13 protein-coding genes are annotated in these 16,609 nt (G+C 71.1%); 9 read left to right on the top strand and 4 right to left on the bottom strand.

Annotation, left to right across the window (positions count from 1 at the left end):
• The first annotated feature begins 51 nt into the window (after window positions 1–51).
• Window positions 52–1,539: an oligosaccharide flippase family protein gene (locus BLASA_RS01595; protein WP_014374245.1), complete on the top strand. Its 1,488-nt coding sequence runs from the start codon at window positions 52–54 to the stop codon at window positions 1,537–1,539.
• Between the two features lie 76 nt (window positions 1,540–1,615).
• On the opposite strand, the gene BLASA_RS01590 is transcribed toward BLASA_RS01595, so the two are convergent.
• From BLASA_RS01590 to BLASA_RS01580, 3 genes are read right to left on the bottom strand one after another with little or no spacing between them, the layout of a single operon-like run.
• Window positions 1,616–2,275 (bottom strand): sugar transferase, encoded by a 660-nt coding sequence (locus BLASA_RS01590; protein WP_197536257.1) that lies wholly within the window; start codon window positions 2,273–2,275, stop codon window positions 1,616–1,618.
• A complete protein-coding gene (locus tag BLASA_RS01585) occupies window positions 2,272–3,438 on the bottom strand; it encodes a glycosyltransferase (RefSeq protein WP_014374243.1) in 1,167 nt (388 codons plus the stop codon). Before BLASA_RS01585 ends, BLASA_RS01590 begins: the two co-directional genes overlap by 4 nt.
• Window positions 3,431–4,150, bottom strand: coding sequence for a polysaccharide deacetylase family protein (locus BLASA_RS01580; RefSeq protein WP_197536256.1), 720 nt, complete (start codon window positions 4,148–4,150; stop codon window positions 3,431–3,433). The genes BLASA_RS01585 and BLASA_RS01580 overlap by 8 nt, the downstream gene beginning before the upstream one ends.
• 417 nt (window positions 4,151–4,567) lie before the next feature.
• Here BLASA_RS01580 and BLASA_RS01575 point away from each other — a divergent pair, with 417 nt between their 5' ends.
• Genes BLASA_RS01575 through BLASA_RS01560 form a run of 4 tightly spaced genes read left to right on the top strand, consistent with a single transcriptional unit; the run spans window position 4,568 to window position 9,100 of the window.
• The gene (locus BLASA_RS01575; protein WP_051004767.1) at window positions 4,568–6,541 is read left to right on the top strand and encodes a nucleoside-diphosphate sugar epimerase/dehydratase; all 1,974 of its coding nucleotides are present in this window, start codon (window positions 4,568–4,570) and stop codon (window positions 6,539–6,541) included.
• A complete protein-coding gene (locus BLASA_RS01570) occupies window positions 6,538–7,842 on the top strand; it encodes a nucleotide sugar dehydrogenase (RefSeq protein WP_014374240.1) in 1,305 nt (434 codons plus the stop codon). Before BLASA_RS01575 ends, BLASA_RS01570 begins: the two co-directional genes overlap by 4 nt.
• On the top strand, window positions 7,839–8,135 hold the full coding sequence (locus BLASA_RS24730) for a hypothetical protein (RefSeq protein WP_014374239.1): 297 nt from the start codon (window positions 7,839–7,841) through the stop codon (window positions 8,133–8,135). The genes BLASA_RS01570 and BLASA_RS24730 overlap by 4 nt, the downstream gene beginning before the upstream one ends.
• The gene (locus BLASA_RS01560) at window positions 8,132–9,100 is read left to right on the top strand and encodes a nucleotidyltransferase family protein (protein ID WP_014374238.1); all 969 of its coding nucleotides are present in this window, start codon (window positions 8,132–8,134) and stop codon (window positions 9,098–9,100) included. The genes BLASA_RS24730 and BLASA_RS01560 overlap by 4 nt, the downstream gene beginning before the upstream one ends.
• Before the next feature lie 22 nt (window positions 9,101–9,122).
• On the opposite strand, the gene BLASA_RS24725 is transcribed toward BLASA_RS01560, so the two are convergent.
• Window positions 9,123–10,331 (bottom strand): glycosyltransferase, encoded by a 1,209-nt coding sequence (locus BLASA_RS24725; RefSeq protein ID WP_051004765.1) that lies wholly within the window; start codon window positions 10,329–10,331, stop codon window positions 9,123–9,125.
• Window positions 10,332–10,427: 96 nt separating this feature from the next.
• Between BLASA_RS24725 and asnB the strand changes: the two genes are divergently transcribed.
• From asnB to BLASA_RS01535, 4 genes are all read left to right on the top strand, one after another.
• Window positions 10,428–12,344, top strand: coding sequence for an asparagine synthase (glutamine-hydrolyzing) (asnB, locus tag BLASA_RS01550; RefSeq protein WP_014374236.1), 1,917 nt, complete (start codon window positions 10,428–10,430; stop codon window positions 12,342–12,344).
• On the top strand, window positions 12,341–13,306 hold the full coding sequence (locus BLASA_RS01545) for a GNAT family N-acetyltransferase (RefSeq protein WP_014374235.1): 966 nt from the start codon (window positions 12,341–12,343) through the stop codon (window positions 13,304–13,306). The genes asnB and BLASA_RS01545 overlap by 4 nt, the downstream gene beginning before the upstream one ends.
• A gap of 318 nt (window positions 13,307–13,624) precedes the next feature.
• Window positions 13,625–15,079 carry a polysaccharide biosynthesis tyrosine autokinase gene (locus tag BLASA_RS01540; RefSeq protein WP_014374234.1) on the top strand — a complete coding sequence of 485 codons (1,455 nt, stop codon included), beginning with the start codon at window positions 13,625–13,627 and terminating at the stop codon, window positions 15,077–15,079.
• 70 nt (window positions 15,080–15,149) lie between these two features.
• Window positions 15,150–16,583: a hypothetical protein gene (locus tag BLASA_RS01535; protein ID WP_014374233.1), complete on the top strand. Its 1,434-nt coding sequence runs from the start codon at window positions 15,150–15,152 to the stop codon at window positions 16,581–16,583.
• Window positions 16,584–16,609 lie beyond the last annotated feature (26 nt).

Below are 16,609 nucleotides of genomic sequence, written 5' to 3'. Positions count from 1 at the left end.
GGACGATCCGGGACGGCAGTCGATGCCAACGGCTATGCAGGCCGACGCAGCATGAGCGCCTCCTCCGACTCGGATCGGTCTGCACCGACCACCACCGGACAGGTCGCCCGGCGTGGAGCACGCACCACGCTCGTGGCACACACCATCGTCCAGCTGGGAAGTCTGGCAGCGACGGTGATCCTCGCCCGGCTGCTCACCACGGGCGAGTTTGGGATCGTGGCGCTCGCGCAGAGCTTACTGGGCTTGTTGTCCCTGCTGTCACTCAGCGGCATCAACGCGGCCATCGTCACGCGAACCGACGGCCTCCGGACGGCTGCCTCCTCCTACTTCTGGTTGTGCGCAGGCACCGGCGTGGCGGCCGTCTTGGTGATGACCCTCGCCGCACGACCGCTCGCGTCGTTGCTGGGCCAGCCCGACGCCGGTCCGTACCTGGCTGTGTTGTCCTTCTCCTTCTTGTTCGGTCTCATGCAACTGGTTCCTCAGGCACTGCTGCAGCGAAGCCGCAAGTTCACGAGGATGAATGCGGCCCTGCTCGCCGGATCCCTCACATACCTGGTTCTCGAGGTCGTCTTGGCATTCGCCGGCCTCGGAGCGTGGGCGGTCATCATCGGGAACGTCTGCGGGGCGGCCGCGGGCTTCGCCGTCTCCATTACTGCCGCGCGCTGGCTGCCTGACACGCGCATCTCGATGGGGCTGATCCGTCGCGACCTGTCTTTCACGTCAGGGCTGACACTGGGCATGGCGTTCTCCTATGTCCAGAAGAACGCCGACTACTGGCTTGTGAGTGCCGGCATCGGCGGACCTGCGCTCGGGGTCTACTACGTGGCCTACGTCCTTCCGAACATCATCCGCCTACGGATCACGGACGTCGTCCGTCAAGTCATGCTGCCGACCTATATGCGAGCCGGCGACCTGCGTAGCACTGCCCAGCTCTGGCATAAGACGCTGCCGGTGCTGCTCGGCTTGGGAATGCCCGTGTTCGTCGGTATCAGCCTCTGCGCGGAGCCTTTGATCCTCCTCTTCTTCGGTGCGTCATGGTCCGGCGCAGTGGACCCGCTGCGAATTCTCGCTCTCGGTGCCCTGATTGATCTCTACACGACATCGGTCAACATCGTCTCGGTGGCCCAGCGCTCAGTTCGACGCCACGTTCTCGTGCTCGGGTTCCGCGCCGGCGCGACAGTCGTCGGCGCAACGATCGCCGTAGCCGTGTGGGGAGACATCGTCGCAGTAGCCGGCGCCGTCGTTACTGCATCCCTGACGACCGTCTGTCTCCAGGAAATTCTCGTGAGCAGGCACCTGCTGCTCGGATGGCGTCTCGTGGCCCGGCCGGTCGCGACGTACATCGGGCTGTCAGTGCTGATGAGTGCCGCTGTGATCACCTGCGACGTCCTGCTGCCGTCCAGCACGCCCACGGCCGTGGAATTAGTCGTTCTTGTGCTCGTCGGCGCGACCAGCTACCTGGGGGGTGGCTTCCTGGTCGCACGAGCCACGGTTCGAGTGCTCCTGCGGGACGCTCGCCTCGTCGTCGCGGGGCGGTGACGGGACAGACCGGAGCGGCTCCGCTGACCCACCGGTCCACCATGGGCTTACGTACTGCAATGCGCTTGAGGTGAAGTTAGGCCTCGCGTGAGTACTGACACGTCGGCAGACCGATCAGGTCCTCCGGCAGCGGAAATCCCGGATTGATCCCGCCGACCGCGGTCACGCCGCTCGGACGCAGCAAGCGCCACGCCGTGAGCAGCAGGATGCGCGCATCCAGTGACCAGCTGCGGTGCTCGACATACCAGAGGTCGAGCTCGATGCGCTCTGGCCAGCTGATGCTATTGCGGGCCAGGACCTGCGCCCAGCCCGTGAGACCAGGACGGACGGCGAGCCGACCCCGCTGACGATCGCTGTAGCGCTCGACCTGCTCGGGGAGCGTGGGTCGCGGCCCGATGAGCGCCATGTCGCCGCGGAGCACGTTCCACAGCTGGGGCAATTCGTCGAGGCTCGTCGTCCGCAGTACGTTACCCACTGTGGTCAGGCGATCGGGGTCCGGCTCACCCGGGTAGTCCTCCGCCCGCATGGTGCGGAGCTTGAGGATCGAGAACTCGGCCCCGTGCAGCCCGCTGCGCTGCTGTCGGAACAGCACCGGCGGCCCCATCCGCCAGCGGACGAGGACGGCCGCCGCTACCGCCACCGGGCCGAGCACGACCCCTGCGACCGTCGCGAGCGCGAGGTCCACGGCGCGCCGAGCGCTTTCCCCGCCCCGGTACGGCCGAGCGGTGACGGTCACTGCTCGGCCCATCCGAGACCGCGGCGGCGGGCCACCGCGGCGTACGTCCGCAGCGACTCCGCTGCGATCCCCACCTGGTCGAACTCTGCCCGGGCCCGCTCCCCCGCCGCCGCACCCAGCCGGGCGCGCAGCGCCGCGTCGTCGAGCAGCCGTGCGATGGCACCTGTCAGCGCGTCGGCGTCCCGAGGTGGGACCAGCAGCAGGTGCCTCTCGTGGTCGCCCACCTCGCGGCAGCCGCGGATGTCGCTGAGCACCATGGGCAGGCCGCACGCAGCCGCCTCCATGCCCGAGCGCGAGAAACCCTCCCGGTACGACGGCAGCACGAAGACGTCAAGGGCGGAGTACACCCCCGGCATGTCCGATCGGGCCGGGACCCATCGAACGGCCGGGTCCTCCTCCGCCAAGGCATCCGGCTTGTCCGGATCCTCCGGGCCGATCCACAGGAACCGTGCCCGCTCACCGAGCGCGCGCGCGGCCGCCACGAACTCGGCGATCCCCTTCTCCTGCACCCGTCGCCCGATGGCTCCGACGACGAGCTCGGCGGAGCCGATGCCGAGCTCGGCGCGTACGCGCTCCTGCCCGGCCGGATCGGGCCGGAACCGCTCGAGGTCGATGCCGTTCCCGACCACCCGCGAGCGCCTCGGCGAGACGAACCGCCGCAGCCGGTGCCGGTCGGCCGCGTTCTGGTAGAGCTCGGCATGCGAGGCCTGCGCCGCGAGTGCCTCGGCGCCCAGAACCATCGCCTGCCGACGCCAGGGGTCGCCCGGCCCGGCCCACAACCCGTGGCAGGTGTTCACGATGACCGGCACACCTGCTGCCCGGCCGGCAAGCCGGCCGATCACACCGGTCTTCGGATTGTGGGTGTGCAGGACATCGAGCCGCAAGCCCTTCAGGACCGACACCAGCTCTCGGGCGGCGCGCAGGTCCTGCCGTGGCTGCCAGGACCGGGTGAGACCAGGAACCGGCACGTGCGTCGCCCCGGTCTTCTCCACATCCGACGCGAACGGCCCGGGAGCACTCAACGCGAACGTCTCCAGGCCAGTCTCCACGTCGGCCTGCAGCTCGCGCCCCAGCAGGAGAGCCAGGCTCATGTCGACGGTGGTCAGGTGAGCGACGCGCAGCGGCCGACCACCGGGCCCACGCAGCACCGGGAGTTCAGGCACGCGCACCGCTCCTCTTGGCCAGCGCCACCATCCCGGCATAAGCCTTTTCGGGGCCGAGTGACCCGCGCAGCTTGGCCCGGAAGAAGCCGATCGGATCGGTGCGGCGCACGGGCACGCGGCGCAGCCGCGCGAGGTCCACGCCGGGCTGGTTGCGGCCGAGTTCTCCGGTGACGGACGAGCGGTACCGCCTCCGCAGCTCCTCCTCCATGCGCGGGACGGCGACGCCCCACGGGTAGGCGAAGTGCCGGGGTCGTGTTCCCAGCCGTTCCTCGATCGCCGAGTCGCAGAAGTCCAGTTCCTCGGTGGTCAGCAGCTCGGGACGCGCGTGGTTGTGGGTGTGCGCGCCGACGGTGACCAGGCCCGTCGACGCCATCTCCTCGATGTGCGCCCACTCCAGGGCCGGCCCCGCCGCCTTCGCCGTCGAGCCGTCCCAGTGCATCGTCCCACCGACGAACGCGGTGGCCAAGTACAGCGTGCTCGGCAGGCGGGCTTCCCGGAGCCGGGGCCAGGCGTGCTCGTACACGTCCCGGAAGCCGTCGTCGAAGGTGAGGACCACGGACGGGGACGTGTCGCCCCGCTCGATCCGGTCCAGGGCATCGTCGAGCCGCAGCACGTCGTGGCTGGCGAGCTCGTCGAGCTGCGCCTCGAAGTCCGCCACGGCCAGATCCCGCTCGTCCGGCGAGCCGCCACCCACCCGGTGGTAGATCAACACGGTGCACCCGGAGGCCTCGCGGCCCGGTACCGCACCCAGTACACGCTTGAGGCCTGTTCGCACGGCAGCACGATAGCCGTCCACGTCACCGAGCGGAGTCACTTCTTGCGTTTGTATCCACGCGCTCAGTAGCGACATGAGGAGTCGACGGCAATAACAGTAACTAAGCGCACTGGATTGAATACACGATGTCATTTAAGTTGCTCGAGTTGAACGTTTTAGGGGCTTCCGCGGCACGAGTTCGTGCCGTTAAGGTCCGTTCGTCTTTGTTTAGCGCGCCGACGATCTGGGCACCGGGTCGGGTCGGCGTCCCATCGCCCAGGGGGGGACGTGGGATCGGTCAGAGGTCCGCACGACGCCAGTCCGTCGGTTCCGGTCAGCCTCCTCGGCCGTCTCGCGAGAACCCGCCCGGCCCTGGTGCTTCCGCTGCAGGACACCGTCCTGCTCACGGCCGCGCTGGTGCTGTCCCTGCTGTTCCGGTACGACGGCGCGGTCCCGTCGGATGCCTGGGCGGGTCTCCTGAGCTTCGTCCCTCTCGCGATCGCCGTGTTCGTCGGGGTCAACGCCGCGGCCGGCGTGTACGGGCACCTGTGGCGGTACGCGAGCGTGGTCGAGGCGCGGCGGGTCCTGGTCGCAGGAGGGGCCGCCACCCTCATCATGGTCGCGATCGACCTGGTACCCCGGTTCGTGCCGCTGACCGTCGCACTGGTGTCCGGCCTCGTCGCGACCATGTTCGTGGGTTTGGCGAGGTTCCAGACGCGCCTGGTGTCGTTCCGCCGGCGATCGGAACAGGCCGAGGCCGACACCGGCATGCGCGTGCTCGTCATCGGCGCCGGCCGGACGGGCGCGGAGCTCATCCGCCAGATGCAGACCCACGGGCACACCGGGCTCCTGCCCGTGGCGGTACTCGACAACGACGCCCGCACCTGGGGGCGGCTGCTCTCCGGGGTGCGCGTCCTGGGCGGCCTGAGCGAGCTCCCACGGCTCCTCGCCGAGCTGGACGTCCACCAGATCGTGCTGGCAGACCCGGAGACGCCCACCGCCGTCGTGGAGCGCATCGCCGGGCTGGCCGACGATTCCGGCGTGGTCCTGCGGGTCCTGCCGGGCGGCGACGAGCTGGTCCGCTCGGGCCTCCGGCTGCAGGACGTGCGCGACCTGCGGATCGACGACCTGCTCGGCCGCGAGCCCGTCGGCACCGACCTGGTCCGGATCGCCTCGATGCTGCAGGGGCGTCGGGTCCTGGTCACGGGCGCCGGCGGCTCGATCGGCTCCGAGATCTGCCGCCAGGTCGCCAGGTGCGCCCCGGAGCGCCTGGTCCTGCTCGACCACGACGAGACGCATCTGCACGACGCCCTCGCCACGCTGCCGCCCACGGCAGTGCCCGAGCTCGTCGACATCCGCGACGCGGAGCGGCTGAACCGGGCCTTCGCGCGACACCGGCCCGACGTGGTCTTCCACGCCGCCGCGCACAAGCACGTGCCCATGCTGGAGACGGCGCCCAGCGAGGCCGTGATGACCAACGTGGTCGGCACCGGGAACGTCGTCGCGGCCGCCGCGGCGGTCGACGTCCCGTCCCTCGTGCTCATCTCCACCGACAAGGCGGTGCGCCCGAGCAGCGTCATGGGCGCCTCGAAGAGCGTCGCGGAGGACCTCGTCCTGACCAGCGCCCGGAACTCCGGCCGAGCCTGGTGCGGTGTCCGCTTCGGCAACGTGCTCGGCTCGCGCGGCAGCGTCATCCCGACGTTCTCCCGCCAGATCCAGGCGGGCGGCCCGGTCACGGTCACCGACGCCCGGATGACCCGCTACTTCATGACCATTCCGGAAGCCGTCCAGCTGGTTCTGCAGGCGGCCGCGATGAGTCGCGGCGGTGAGTTGTTCATGCTCGAGATGGGACAGCCCGTCAGCATCATCGATCTCGCCCACCGGATGATCCGCCTGTCCGGTCGCCGACCGGGTACGGACGTCGAGATCCGCATTTCCGGAACACGTCCCGGCGAGAAATTGCACGAGGAATTGAGCATTCCGGAGGAGGGGGCGCGGCCGACCGAGCACCCCAGCGTGCTGCGCCTTGATCCGGTGCTGCCCTCCGACCGTGCGCTGGCCGCGCGAGTGGACCTGTTGCGCCGCCTGGCGGACGCGGAGGACGGCGCAGGGGTCCGCGCCGCCCTGCTGGAGCGGAACGAAGCCGCCGAGGTCGCCCCGCAGCCGAACTTCGTCGTTCCGATGGGCCCGCTGTCCCCCGACTCGCCGGTCGAGCCGGCCGCTGCCGGTATGGCCCCCCTCGGTCCGCTGCACGGCCAGGCCTTCGACGACCACCGAGGCACCTCACCTCTGATCACAGCCGCGCAGTCCGCCGGTGAGCTCACCACGATGAATGGGAATCGGGCATGAAAACGCAGCAGCTCCAGCGTCGTATCACCCGCCGCGAAGCGGTGATCGGCGTCGTGGGCCAGGGCTACGTCGGGCTGTCGCTGGCCGCGTCGGCCGCCGTCGAGGGGATGACCGTCCGGGCGGTCGACGTGGACACCGACCGAATCCAGCAGCTCGCCGCAGGGTCGAACGTCGTCCCCGGGGTGGACGACGCGCTGTTCGCCAACGCGGTGGAGGCCGGTCGGCTCTTCTTCGGGACCGATGCCGCCGCCCTCGCCGACTGCGACGTGGTCGTCATCTGCGTCCCGACGCCGGTCGTGGAGCACCGCCCCGACCTGCGGTTCATCGAGGACGCCGGACGGGCGGTTGCCGGGCACCTCCGCCGGGACAGCCTCGTGGTGCTGGAGTCCACCACGTATCCCGGCACCACCGAGCAGGTGCTCCGCCCCCTACTCGAGGCGCACGGCCTGCGCGCCGGGCGCGACTTCCTGCTGGCCTACTCGCCGGAGCGCATCGACCCCGGCAACGTCAAGTACGGGTTGCGCAACACCCCGCGGGTCGTCGGCGGGATCGACGAGCCCTCCTCGCAGACCGCCGGCATGTTCTACGACCAGCTCGTGGACGAGGTGGAGGTGCTGTCGAGCTGCCGGGCCGCGGAGATGGCGAAGCTGCTCGAGAACACGTTCCGGATGGTCAACATCGCCCTGGTGAACGAGCTGGCGACGCTCTGCTCGGAGCAGCAGATCGACGTCTGGGAGGTCATCCGGGCGGCGGCGACGAAGCCCTTCGGCTTCATGCCCTTCTACCCCGGACCCGGCGTGGGCGGGCACTGCATCCCGCTCGACCCCACCTACCTGGCCTGGCAGTCGCGACGGGACACCGGGCGGCCGTTCCGCCTCGTGGAGACGGCGCAGGACATCAACGCGCACATGCCGACCTACGTCACCTCGCGGGTCATCGAGGCGCTGAGCGACCACGGCAAGGCGGTGAAGGGGGCGAACATCCTCGCCTTGGGCGTCACCTACAAGCCCGACGTGGGTGACCTGCGGGAATCGGCAGCCATCGAGGTGCTCGCCCGTCTCGTCAGCAAGGGTGCGAAGGTCACCTTCCACGACCCCTTCGTCACGGAAATCCGGGAGCACGGGCTGTCACTGCGCGGCTCCAGCCTCTCGCGCACCTCCCTCGCCGCGGCCGACATCGTCCTGCTCCTGACCCCGCACTCCACCTACGACGTCGACATGGTGGCGGAGCACGCGAAGCTGCTGTTCGACGCCCGCAATGCAACGAACGGGAGTCGCCGGCCCACCGTGGTCACCTTGTGACCGGCGACCACGGCCCGGGGATCAGGGCCGGCGCGGTCGTCCGGCGGCGGCCCGGCCTGTTGTTCCGCTCCACCGCAACCGGTTACCTGCTGCGCTCCGAGGGGCGGCTGGTTCCAGTCACCGGCGCGGGCGCCCGGGTGTGGTCGCAGCTCGTGGGCGACGTGCCGATCGACGACCTGGTCGAGCACCAGTCGGCGGCGACGGGGCGGGACCGCAGCGATGTCGAGGCCGAGGTGCTCGGCGCCCTGGCCGACCTCGAACGGTGCCGGTCTCTCGAGGTCGTCCCGGAGTGAGCCCCCCGCCCGACGACGTCCTGACCGCGGTGGCCGCCGCGGGGCTGCCAGGATCGCTCCGGGAGCTCCCCCAGCGGGAGATCCACGAGCCGCTGGCAGGAGACCTGGTCGCGGCCGTGCGGCCACACCGGCTCGCGGGCCTTCTGCTCGGTACGGTCCAGCGCGAGGAGCTGGTCCTGCCACCGGCGGCCACGGCTGCGCTGGCAGAGACGCACACGCAGGACATGGCCACCTGCCTGCGGCTCGAGCACGCGCTGCTCTCGGTGGCTGAGCTGCTGGACCAGGCGGGCGTCCCGTTCCGGGTACTGGGGGGCACCGCTGCAGCGCAGCTGCAGTACCGCGACCCGGCGATGCGGCCCTTCCACCGGCTCAGCCTCCTGGTGCAACCACCGCAACTCCCGGACGCGACCGAACTGCTCCGGGGCACCGGCTGGACGGAGCGGCCGTCGGACGCGGCGGCCGTACCCGGCACCACGCTCACCGGACCCACCGGACTCCGGCTCGACCTGCACGACGCCCTCCCGATGCCCGTCCCCGGGGTGGAGGTCGACCCGGCCGGCCTCTGGGGCGAGGGACGCGAGTTCCGGCTCGGTGGCCGGAGCCTGCGGACGTTGGCCGATGAGGAGCGGCTGCTGCACGCCTGCGGGATGGTGGTGGCCGGCTCATCGTCGCTCGTCGCGCACCGTGACCTCGCGGAGCTGGTGTTGTTCGGCGAGTGGCTGCAGCCTCGGCTCATGCACCTGTCGAAGGTCTGGAACGCCCACGCGCTCCTCGCGCGGGCCGTGACCTCCGTGTGGCGACGCTTCGCACTCGCCGACGTCACGGCTCTGTCGGTCTGGGCGGAGGGTTGGCAGTCCTCGACCCAGACGTCTCCGTACCGCCGTGGCCATCGCACACCGTCGGACAGCAGCCTGCGCCTGCGTCGACCCGGCTGGCTCCAGGGCCCGTCCGCGAAGCGTCGGTAGCGCTCCACCCCCTGCCGAACCGTCAGCGCCGCGCGCGATCCCGCAGCCGGCGGAACGACGCAGCAGCCCCCCGTGGTCGCAGGATCCGGGGAGCACCCTGGCGGCCGGGTCCGTGCACCGTCGCCCGCCCGTACGCCAGTTCCATGTACCCCCTCTCCAGCCGCCGGCAGGCGAGTCGGATGTCGAACGCCTGCCCACGGTCGCGCGCCGCGAGCCCCATCCGTCGTCGACGCTCCTCGTCCTCGATCAACGTGGTCAGCGCCGCCACCAGGGCGTGCGTGTCGCGCGGGGGGACCAGGAGCCCCTCGACGCCGTGCCGCACCTGCTCCGGTATCCCGCCGACCCTGGTGGCGACCACGGGAAGACCCACGCACAGCGCTTCCATGATCGCGATCGGCTGACCCTCGTAGCGCGAGGGCAGCACGAAGATGTCGGCCGCTGTCAGCAAGTTGGGCACGTCGTCGACCTGCCCCAGGAACCGGAACCGGTTGCCGAGGCGGAGCCGTTCGTGCTCCCGGTGCAACATGTCCGCCAGCGCGCCCTGACCGGCCGCGAGGAACACGGCCCGGGAGTCGGCCTGCGTGATGACTGCGGCAGCGTCCAGCAGCTCGGGGTAGCCCTTCTCCCGCCGCAGGTTCGCCACGGTGCAGATGACGATGCCGGCGGGATCGATGCCCAACTCCTTTCGCACCTCCTCGCGGCGGCCGGGCGCCGTGGTGTAGTCCTCAAGCACGACTCCGTGCGCCAGTACTTCGACTTCCGGGCGCCACCGACGCCACATCGAGTTGCGGCACTCGGTGGACACCGCGAAGCGGAGATCGTCTCTCCTGTGGAGCACGGCGTTAAGCCAGCGCGTCGCAGGCACGTAGGAGTTCCAGCTGTTGTGCTCGGTCGAGACCATGGCCGGCCGCGTCCTCTTCCCGAGGGTGAGCCTGAGCAGCCGGGTCACGCCCGCGACGACCGGGGAGTGGGTGTGGACCACGTCGTAGTCGCCGCGCTTCAGGAGCTGGCGCAGCTTCCGCGCCCACGCGACGTTGCGGCGCAGCGCGCCCCGCGGCGCCTCCGTCAGGAGGGGGACCACCTCCACGCCGGCGGCGGCCAGTTCGCTGACGAGTGCATCCTTGTGCGGCAGCACGTACGCGACCGTCAGGTGGAACCTCCTCCTGTCCGAGACCCTCGCGAGCGATACGAGCAGCCGCTCCGCACCCCCGGCCCCCAGACCCTTGATCACCCACAGGACCCGGACGCGTTCTCCAGGCACGGGCGATGCGTCACTGACGGCTAGGGTGGTCCGGGGCTCTGGTCCGGGACTCGTAGGAGGCTTGCCGTGTGCGGCATCGTGGGGTTGCTCGACTTCGACGGCGTCCTGACCACCGAGGCCATGCGGCACCACCTCGGCACCATGGTCAGCTCGGTCACCCACCGTGGTCCCGACGACCAGGGCGTGTTCCTCGACGACCGAGTCGGCCTGGGACACCGGCGGCTCGCCGTCGTGGATCTCTCGCCTGCTGGTCATCAGCCTATGACCTCCCGGAACGGCCGCCATGTCCTCGTCTTCAACGGGATGATCTACAACTTCCGCGCCCTGGCCAAGCAGTTGGCCTCCGAGGGTGTCACCTTCCGGGGGCACTCGGATACGGAGGTACTCCTGGAGGCTTGGGCCACGTGGGGTCCGGAAGAGACGCTGTCGCAGGTGAACGGCATGTTTGCCCTCGCCGTCTGGGATCGCCAGGAGCGGACCCTCATCCTGGCCCGAGATCGTCTCGGCGAGAAGCCGCTGTACTGGACCCATCAGCGCGGCGTCCTGGCTTTCGGGTCGGAAGTGCGTTCCCTCGTCCAGCTGCCGATCGTCGACCGGGAGCTGGACCGGGACGTGCTCGCCGAGATGCTGCACTGGTCGTTCGTGCCGGGCGCCGCGAGCGTCTGGAAGGGCGTGCACCGTCTGGAGCCGGGCCACGTGCTGCGCTTCCGGCACGGCGATGCGCAACCACGTCTGGGACCGTACTGGAGCATCTCCTCCGTTGCGCTCGCCGGCTCTGCAGACCCGTTCACGGGGTCCGAGGAGGAGCTGGTCGAGCGGACCGAGGAGCTCCTCACGGACGCGGTCTCCCTGCGCCTGGAGTCCGACGTCCCCCTGGGGACCTTCTTGTCCGGCGGGATCGACTCCGCCCTGGTGACCGCCTTGGCCACGTCCACGGGGCAGTCGATCCGGACCTTCACCGTCGGGATGGCGGGGGGCGGGGACCTCGACGAGTCGGATGCAGCCGGGGAGGTGGCACGCCACCTCGGCACCGACCACACGACCGTGAGGCTTCGACCGCAGGACGTCATGCGGGGCGTGGACGACCTCGGTCGCGTGTACGACGAGCCCTTCGCCGACCCCTCCGCCCTGGCGCTCCTCGCCCTGGCGCGCGCCACACGTGAGTACGCCACCGTCGCCCTGAGCGGGGATGGCGGCGACGAGCTGTTCGGCGGCTACAACCGGTACGTCGCGGCGCAGCGGGTCGTCATCTCCGCCGCTCGAGTGCCGCACGTGCTCCGTGTCGCCGCAGCACGAGGTGTCCGAGCCGTTCCCCCCCGGGCATGGCAGCGTCTCGGCACGCGGGTGCTCCCCCGCCTCGCGACGATCCCGGATCTCGGCAGCAAGGCGCACCGGGCGGCGGATGTCCTCGGCAGCCGGGACCTCGGCGACGCGTGGATGAGTCTCGCGGCGATCTGGCCGCAGCCACCGATCCTGGGTGCCGGTCCGACGCCGGCCAGGGCCCCGGAGCCATCTCTCCGGGGGCTCATGCTGAGGGACCAGGCCGTGACGCTCCCCGACGACATGCTGACCAAGGTCGACCGGGCCACGATGTCGGTCGGCCTCGAGGCCAGGGTCCCGCTCCTCGACCACCGGTTGGTGGAGTGGTCGTGGCGGCTGCCGACCGAGGCGATGGTTCGTGACGGTCGAGGCAAGTGGGTCCTACGGGAGGTGCTGAGCCGGCACCTGCCGGCCGACATGATCGACCGGCCGAAGGCCGGATTCGACCCACCCGTGGGGCGCTGGCTCACCGGGCCCCTCCGCGGGTGGGCGGAGGAACGACTGTCGCCCGAGGCCCTGGCCGGATCCGGGATCATCGACCCCCAGCCGGTGCAGCGGGCCTGGCGGGCACACCTGGCGGGGCGCGCGGACCACACGTACCGCCTCTGGTCCGTCGTGATGCTGCAGTCGTGGCTGGCCGAGCAGAAGGACGTCGTGGGATGACGCAGCCTGACCCGCTCGTCCTGCGCAGGGCGACGGCACTCGATGACGCCGGGATCCGACAGCTGGTCGCGAGGGAGATGGGCTGGGGCGACGGCGGCCACGCCGCCCGCATGTGGGACTGGAAGCACGAAGGCAACCCCTTTGGGCCGTCCCCGAGGTGGGTGGCAGCCCAGGGCGATCGGATCGTGGCCGTCCGTATCTTCCTGCGCTGGCAGTTCGTGACGCCCGCTGGAGGGGCACAGGCTGCGGTCCGAGCCGTCGACACCGTGACCGACCGCGAGTTCCGCGGGCAGGGGCTGTTCCGCCGCCTGACGCTCCAGGCGCTCGACGACATGGCGCGGGAAGGGGTCGACTTCGTTTTCAACACCCCGAATGACCTCTCCCGCCCCGGCTACCTGTCGATGGGATGGCAGCCGAGGGGCCGGCTGCCCGTCGCCGCGTGGGGCAACGGCGCCGCCGGGTGGGCTGCGATGGCCCGGAACCGGCGTCCCGCCGACCTGGGCTCCTTGCCGTCGAGCGCCGGGCAGCCGGCGGGGGACGGCCTGGACGACGACGTCATCGGGCTCCTGGACCGGCCGAGCGCCCAGCTCACCACGCGCCGGTCGGCCGGGTACCTCCGCTGGCGATACGCGGGCCTTCCCGACCTGCACTACCGCGTCGTCCGGCTGGGCCGTGATCCGCGCGAGGGGGTCGGCGTGGTGCGCGTTCGGCGGCGCGGCTCCGCGGTGGAGGCCGCCGTCCTCGACTCGTTCGCCCCCAGCCGCCGGCAGGGCATCCGCCTCACCCTGGAGGTCGCCCGGTCCACCGGGGCCACCCACGTGCTCGCACTGCCGCAGGCATCGGGCGCCGTCGGGGTGCCCGTCCCGAAGGTCGGGCCCCAGCTGACCGTGCGGGAGATCGCGGCCGCACCCCCGGAGGCAGGCGGCTTGAGCCTGGCGCTGGGGGATGTCGAGCTGTTCTGAGCCGCGTCGCACGCTGCGCCGCCGATGGCGCCCGGTACGGCTGCGGGCGGCGGCCCGTCCTGCGCCCCCGGGGACGTCCACGCGTCGGTGCCGGTGGTGACTATCCACCGGGGGATCCGCTGCCCGACATCGGCGTTGTCGGGGGCTACAGCTCGCCCGGGGGCGGTGCCGCGCAACTCATTCGGGGACTTGGGGTGTTGGCAGACGCCCCGGTGACGTAATTTTCCGTTCGAACCTGCTCCGACGTCGCGGTGCGTCGGCTGGGACGACCCGCGGGGAACGGAGCGGGGGCCAAGCACCGGACGGTACCGAGGAGCCATGGAGTCCACCGACTACCTGAAGGTGCTGCGGCGCCGTTGGAAGATCATCCTCGCGTCGGGGCTGCTCTCCGCCCTCGTCGTGCTGCTCCTGGTGCAGCCGGAGGCATCCGGGCTCGGTGCCCGCTCCTACACGGCGACGGCGACCCTGCTGCAACCCGTCGACGGGGCCCTGGGGCCGGAGTTCACCGCACTCCTGGTGACGACCGGACCGGTGCCCGTCGCGGTCGCTGAGCAGCTCGATTACGCCGGCGAGCCCACCGAGCTCAGCGCGCTGGTGCAGGTGTCTCCCGACGCAGAGACCGGGGCGGTGCAGATCTCCACCACCTCCACCGACCCCGAACAGGCCGCTCTCATCGCGAACACCTTCGCAGAGGCGACTCTCGCCGAGGTCGCCGATCGGACCACCGGCGCCGTTGCCGGCGTTCCACCGATCGAACTCCTCGAGCGCGCCACGCCGCTGCCGAACGACGACAGCTTGCTGAGCGGGCCGACGACCCAGAGCGGCCGGCTCGTGCTCGGCCTGGTGGTGGGGCTCGTCCTCGGCAGCGCACTGGCGCTGCTCGTGGAGCGTTTCGACACGAGCGTCCGCGACCGCATCGACGTGCAGCGCGCCTACCGGGTGCCGGTGCTCGCGGAGGTCCCGCGGCTGCCCCGGTCGGCCCGATCGTCCCGAGGGGTCATCGTCAAGACCGATCCAGCTTCGACGGCCGCCGAAGCCTTCCGGTCCCTGCGGTCCTCGGTCCTGCTCATCCCCAGCCGGGTGCTCCTCCCGGCCGACGCCGATCAACTGGTCGGCCCGACGAGCGAGCGTGGCAGGCCGCAGATCATCCTGGTGACCAGCGCGCGAGCGGGCGAGGGCAAGACCACGACCGCGGTCAACCTCGCCGCCGCGCTGGCCGAGAGCGGCCAGCAGACACTCGTCCTGGACTTCGACTTCCGCCGGCCGGACGCGCATCGGTACCTCGACGTGATCAACGGGCCGGGGCTGTCGGACCTGGTCCATGCCGAGGAAGGTGAGCACGAGCTGCGCACGTTGTGCCGTCCCTCTGCCGTCGACGGCGTCCGCATGGTGCCGGCCGGAACGATGATCGATCAGCCACCCGCCCTGCCGACGCGGATCGCCGGCCTGCTGTCCGACGCCCGCGGGCTGGCCGACGTCGTCATCGTCGACAGCCCGCCCATGCTGCTCGGGAACGACGCCATGGACTTGATGCCCTACGTGGACACCGTGCTGGTGACCTGCCGGAGCGGACGGGTGACGCGCGACCAGGCCGAGCGGGCCAGCGAACTGCTGGCCCGCCTCCGCGTCCCGGTCGTCGGTGCCGCCTTCATCGGCTGGCGCGCGAGCGTGAGGAACCTCGGCGAGCGGATCGCGCACCGCTCCGGTGCCCTCACGAACTCCGAGTTCCCTCGGAGGGACACCGGCGCCTCCGCCCACAGGGCGGAATCGTGAACCCGCGGTCGACCAGCGCCCCCGGTGTGCGGCCCGCGTCCTCGCCGGCCCGCTGACGGTCGGCCCCGCAATGGCGCACCGCTCCTCGCCGGGCCCCGTCGGCCAGCAGGTCCCGGCCGGGCACCTCGCTGCCCGGCTCGGCCGCCGGCTCGAACGGATCCGGCCGGCCGGCTGGACTGCCGGCCTGGGGCTGGCCGCGATCGCGGCCTACGCCATCGTGCTGGCCGCGGGCATGACGCGTTCCACCTACGACGTCTGGGGCGCGCTGGTCGTCGGCCCCGGCCTGCTGGCCGTGAGCTGGCCGCTGCTCGCGGGAGTGCTCCGTCGCGAGAGAGACCAGTGGGTGCGCCGCGTCATCGTGTTCGCGTTCGGCCTGAAGATCCTGGGTGCGCTCGCACGCTGGGCCGTCGCCTTCGTCCTCTACGACGGCGCCGCGGACGCCAGTCGATACGACCTCCAGGGTGCGGCGGTCGCCGAACAACTGCGTTCGGGCTCGTTCGTCATCGATCTCGGGGTGCCGCTGGTCGGAACCGGCTTCCTGATCCTGCTCACCGGCATCGTGTACACGGTCACCGGCCCCACGCTGCTCGGCGGCTACCTGGTCTTCGCCTGGCTCGGCTTCTGGGGCCTGTACGCCTTCTACCGGGCTTTCCGAACCGCCATGCCCGAGGGCAATCACCGGCGGTACGCGCTGCTCGTCTTCCTGCTGCCCTCCATGATCTTCTGGCCCTCCGGGATCGGGAAAGAAGCCTGGATGTGCCTGTGCCTCGGCGTGGCAACCCTGGGTGCCGCACGGCTCCTGACGGGCACGCGCGGTGCTGTGCTCCCACTGGCGCTCGGACTGGGCGGCTCTGCCCTGGTGCGCCCCCACCTGACCGCACTCATCTTTGTGGCCACCGTCGCAGGCTTCCTCTTCCGCCGGGACGTGCGCCGCACCGTGCTCACGCCGGTGACGCGCGCGGTCACCCTCGTGGCGCTCCTGGCCGCCGGTGCGCTGATCGCTCAGCAGGCGGCGGCGTTCTTCGACGTGGAGGACGTCTCCGCCGGTTCGGTCGAGACCGTGCTCGCCGAGACGGAACGCAACACGGGGACCGGCGGGTCCAACTTCGACGCCCAGCCGGTGCGCTCGCCGCTGGACCTGCCCGCCGCTGTCCTCACCGTGCTCTTCCGTCCTTTCCCGTGGGAGGCCGGCAACCTGCAGTCCCTGCTCACCTCCGCCGAAGGCGTCCTGCTCCTCGGGCTGGCCATCGCCTCCTGGGGCCGCCTGCGCACGGTCTGGGCCTACCGTGCCGGCCGGCCGTTCGTCGTGCTGTGCCTGGCGTACACGGTGGCCTTCGTCTACGTGTTCTCGACCTTCGGCAACTTCGGGATCCTGGCGCGGCAACGCGTCCTCGCCTACCCGTTCGTGCTCGCGCTGCTGTGCCTGCCCACCCTGCGTGAGCTCCGCCGCCACCGCAGCGCGAGCCGGGGTCGACCGGCGCCGCGGGAGCAGATGCTCCGCTGACCGACGCCTGATCGCGCCCGGCCCGT

Source organism: Blastococcus saxobsidens DD2, from assembly GCF_000284015.1.
In the GTDB taxonomy this organism is placed as follows: Bacteria; Actinomycetota; Actinomycetes; order Mycobacteriales; family Geodermatophilaceae; genus Blastococcus; species Blastococcus saxobsidens_A.
The sequence above is the reverse complement of the archived record's forward strand: the minus strand, read 5'-3'. Positions and strand labels throughout refer to the sequence as shown.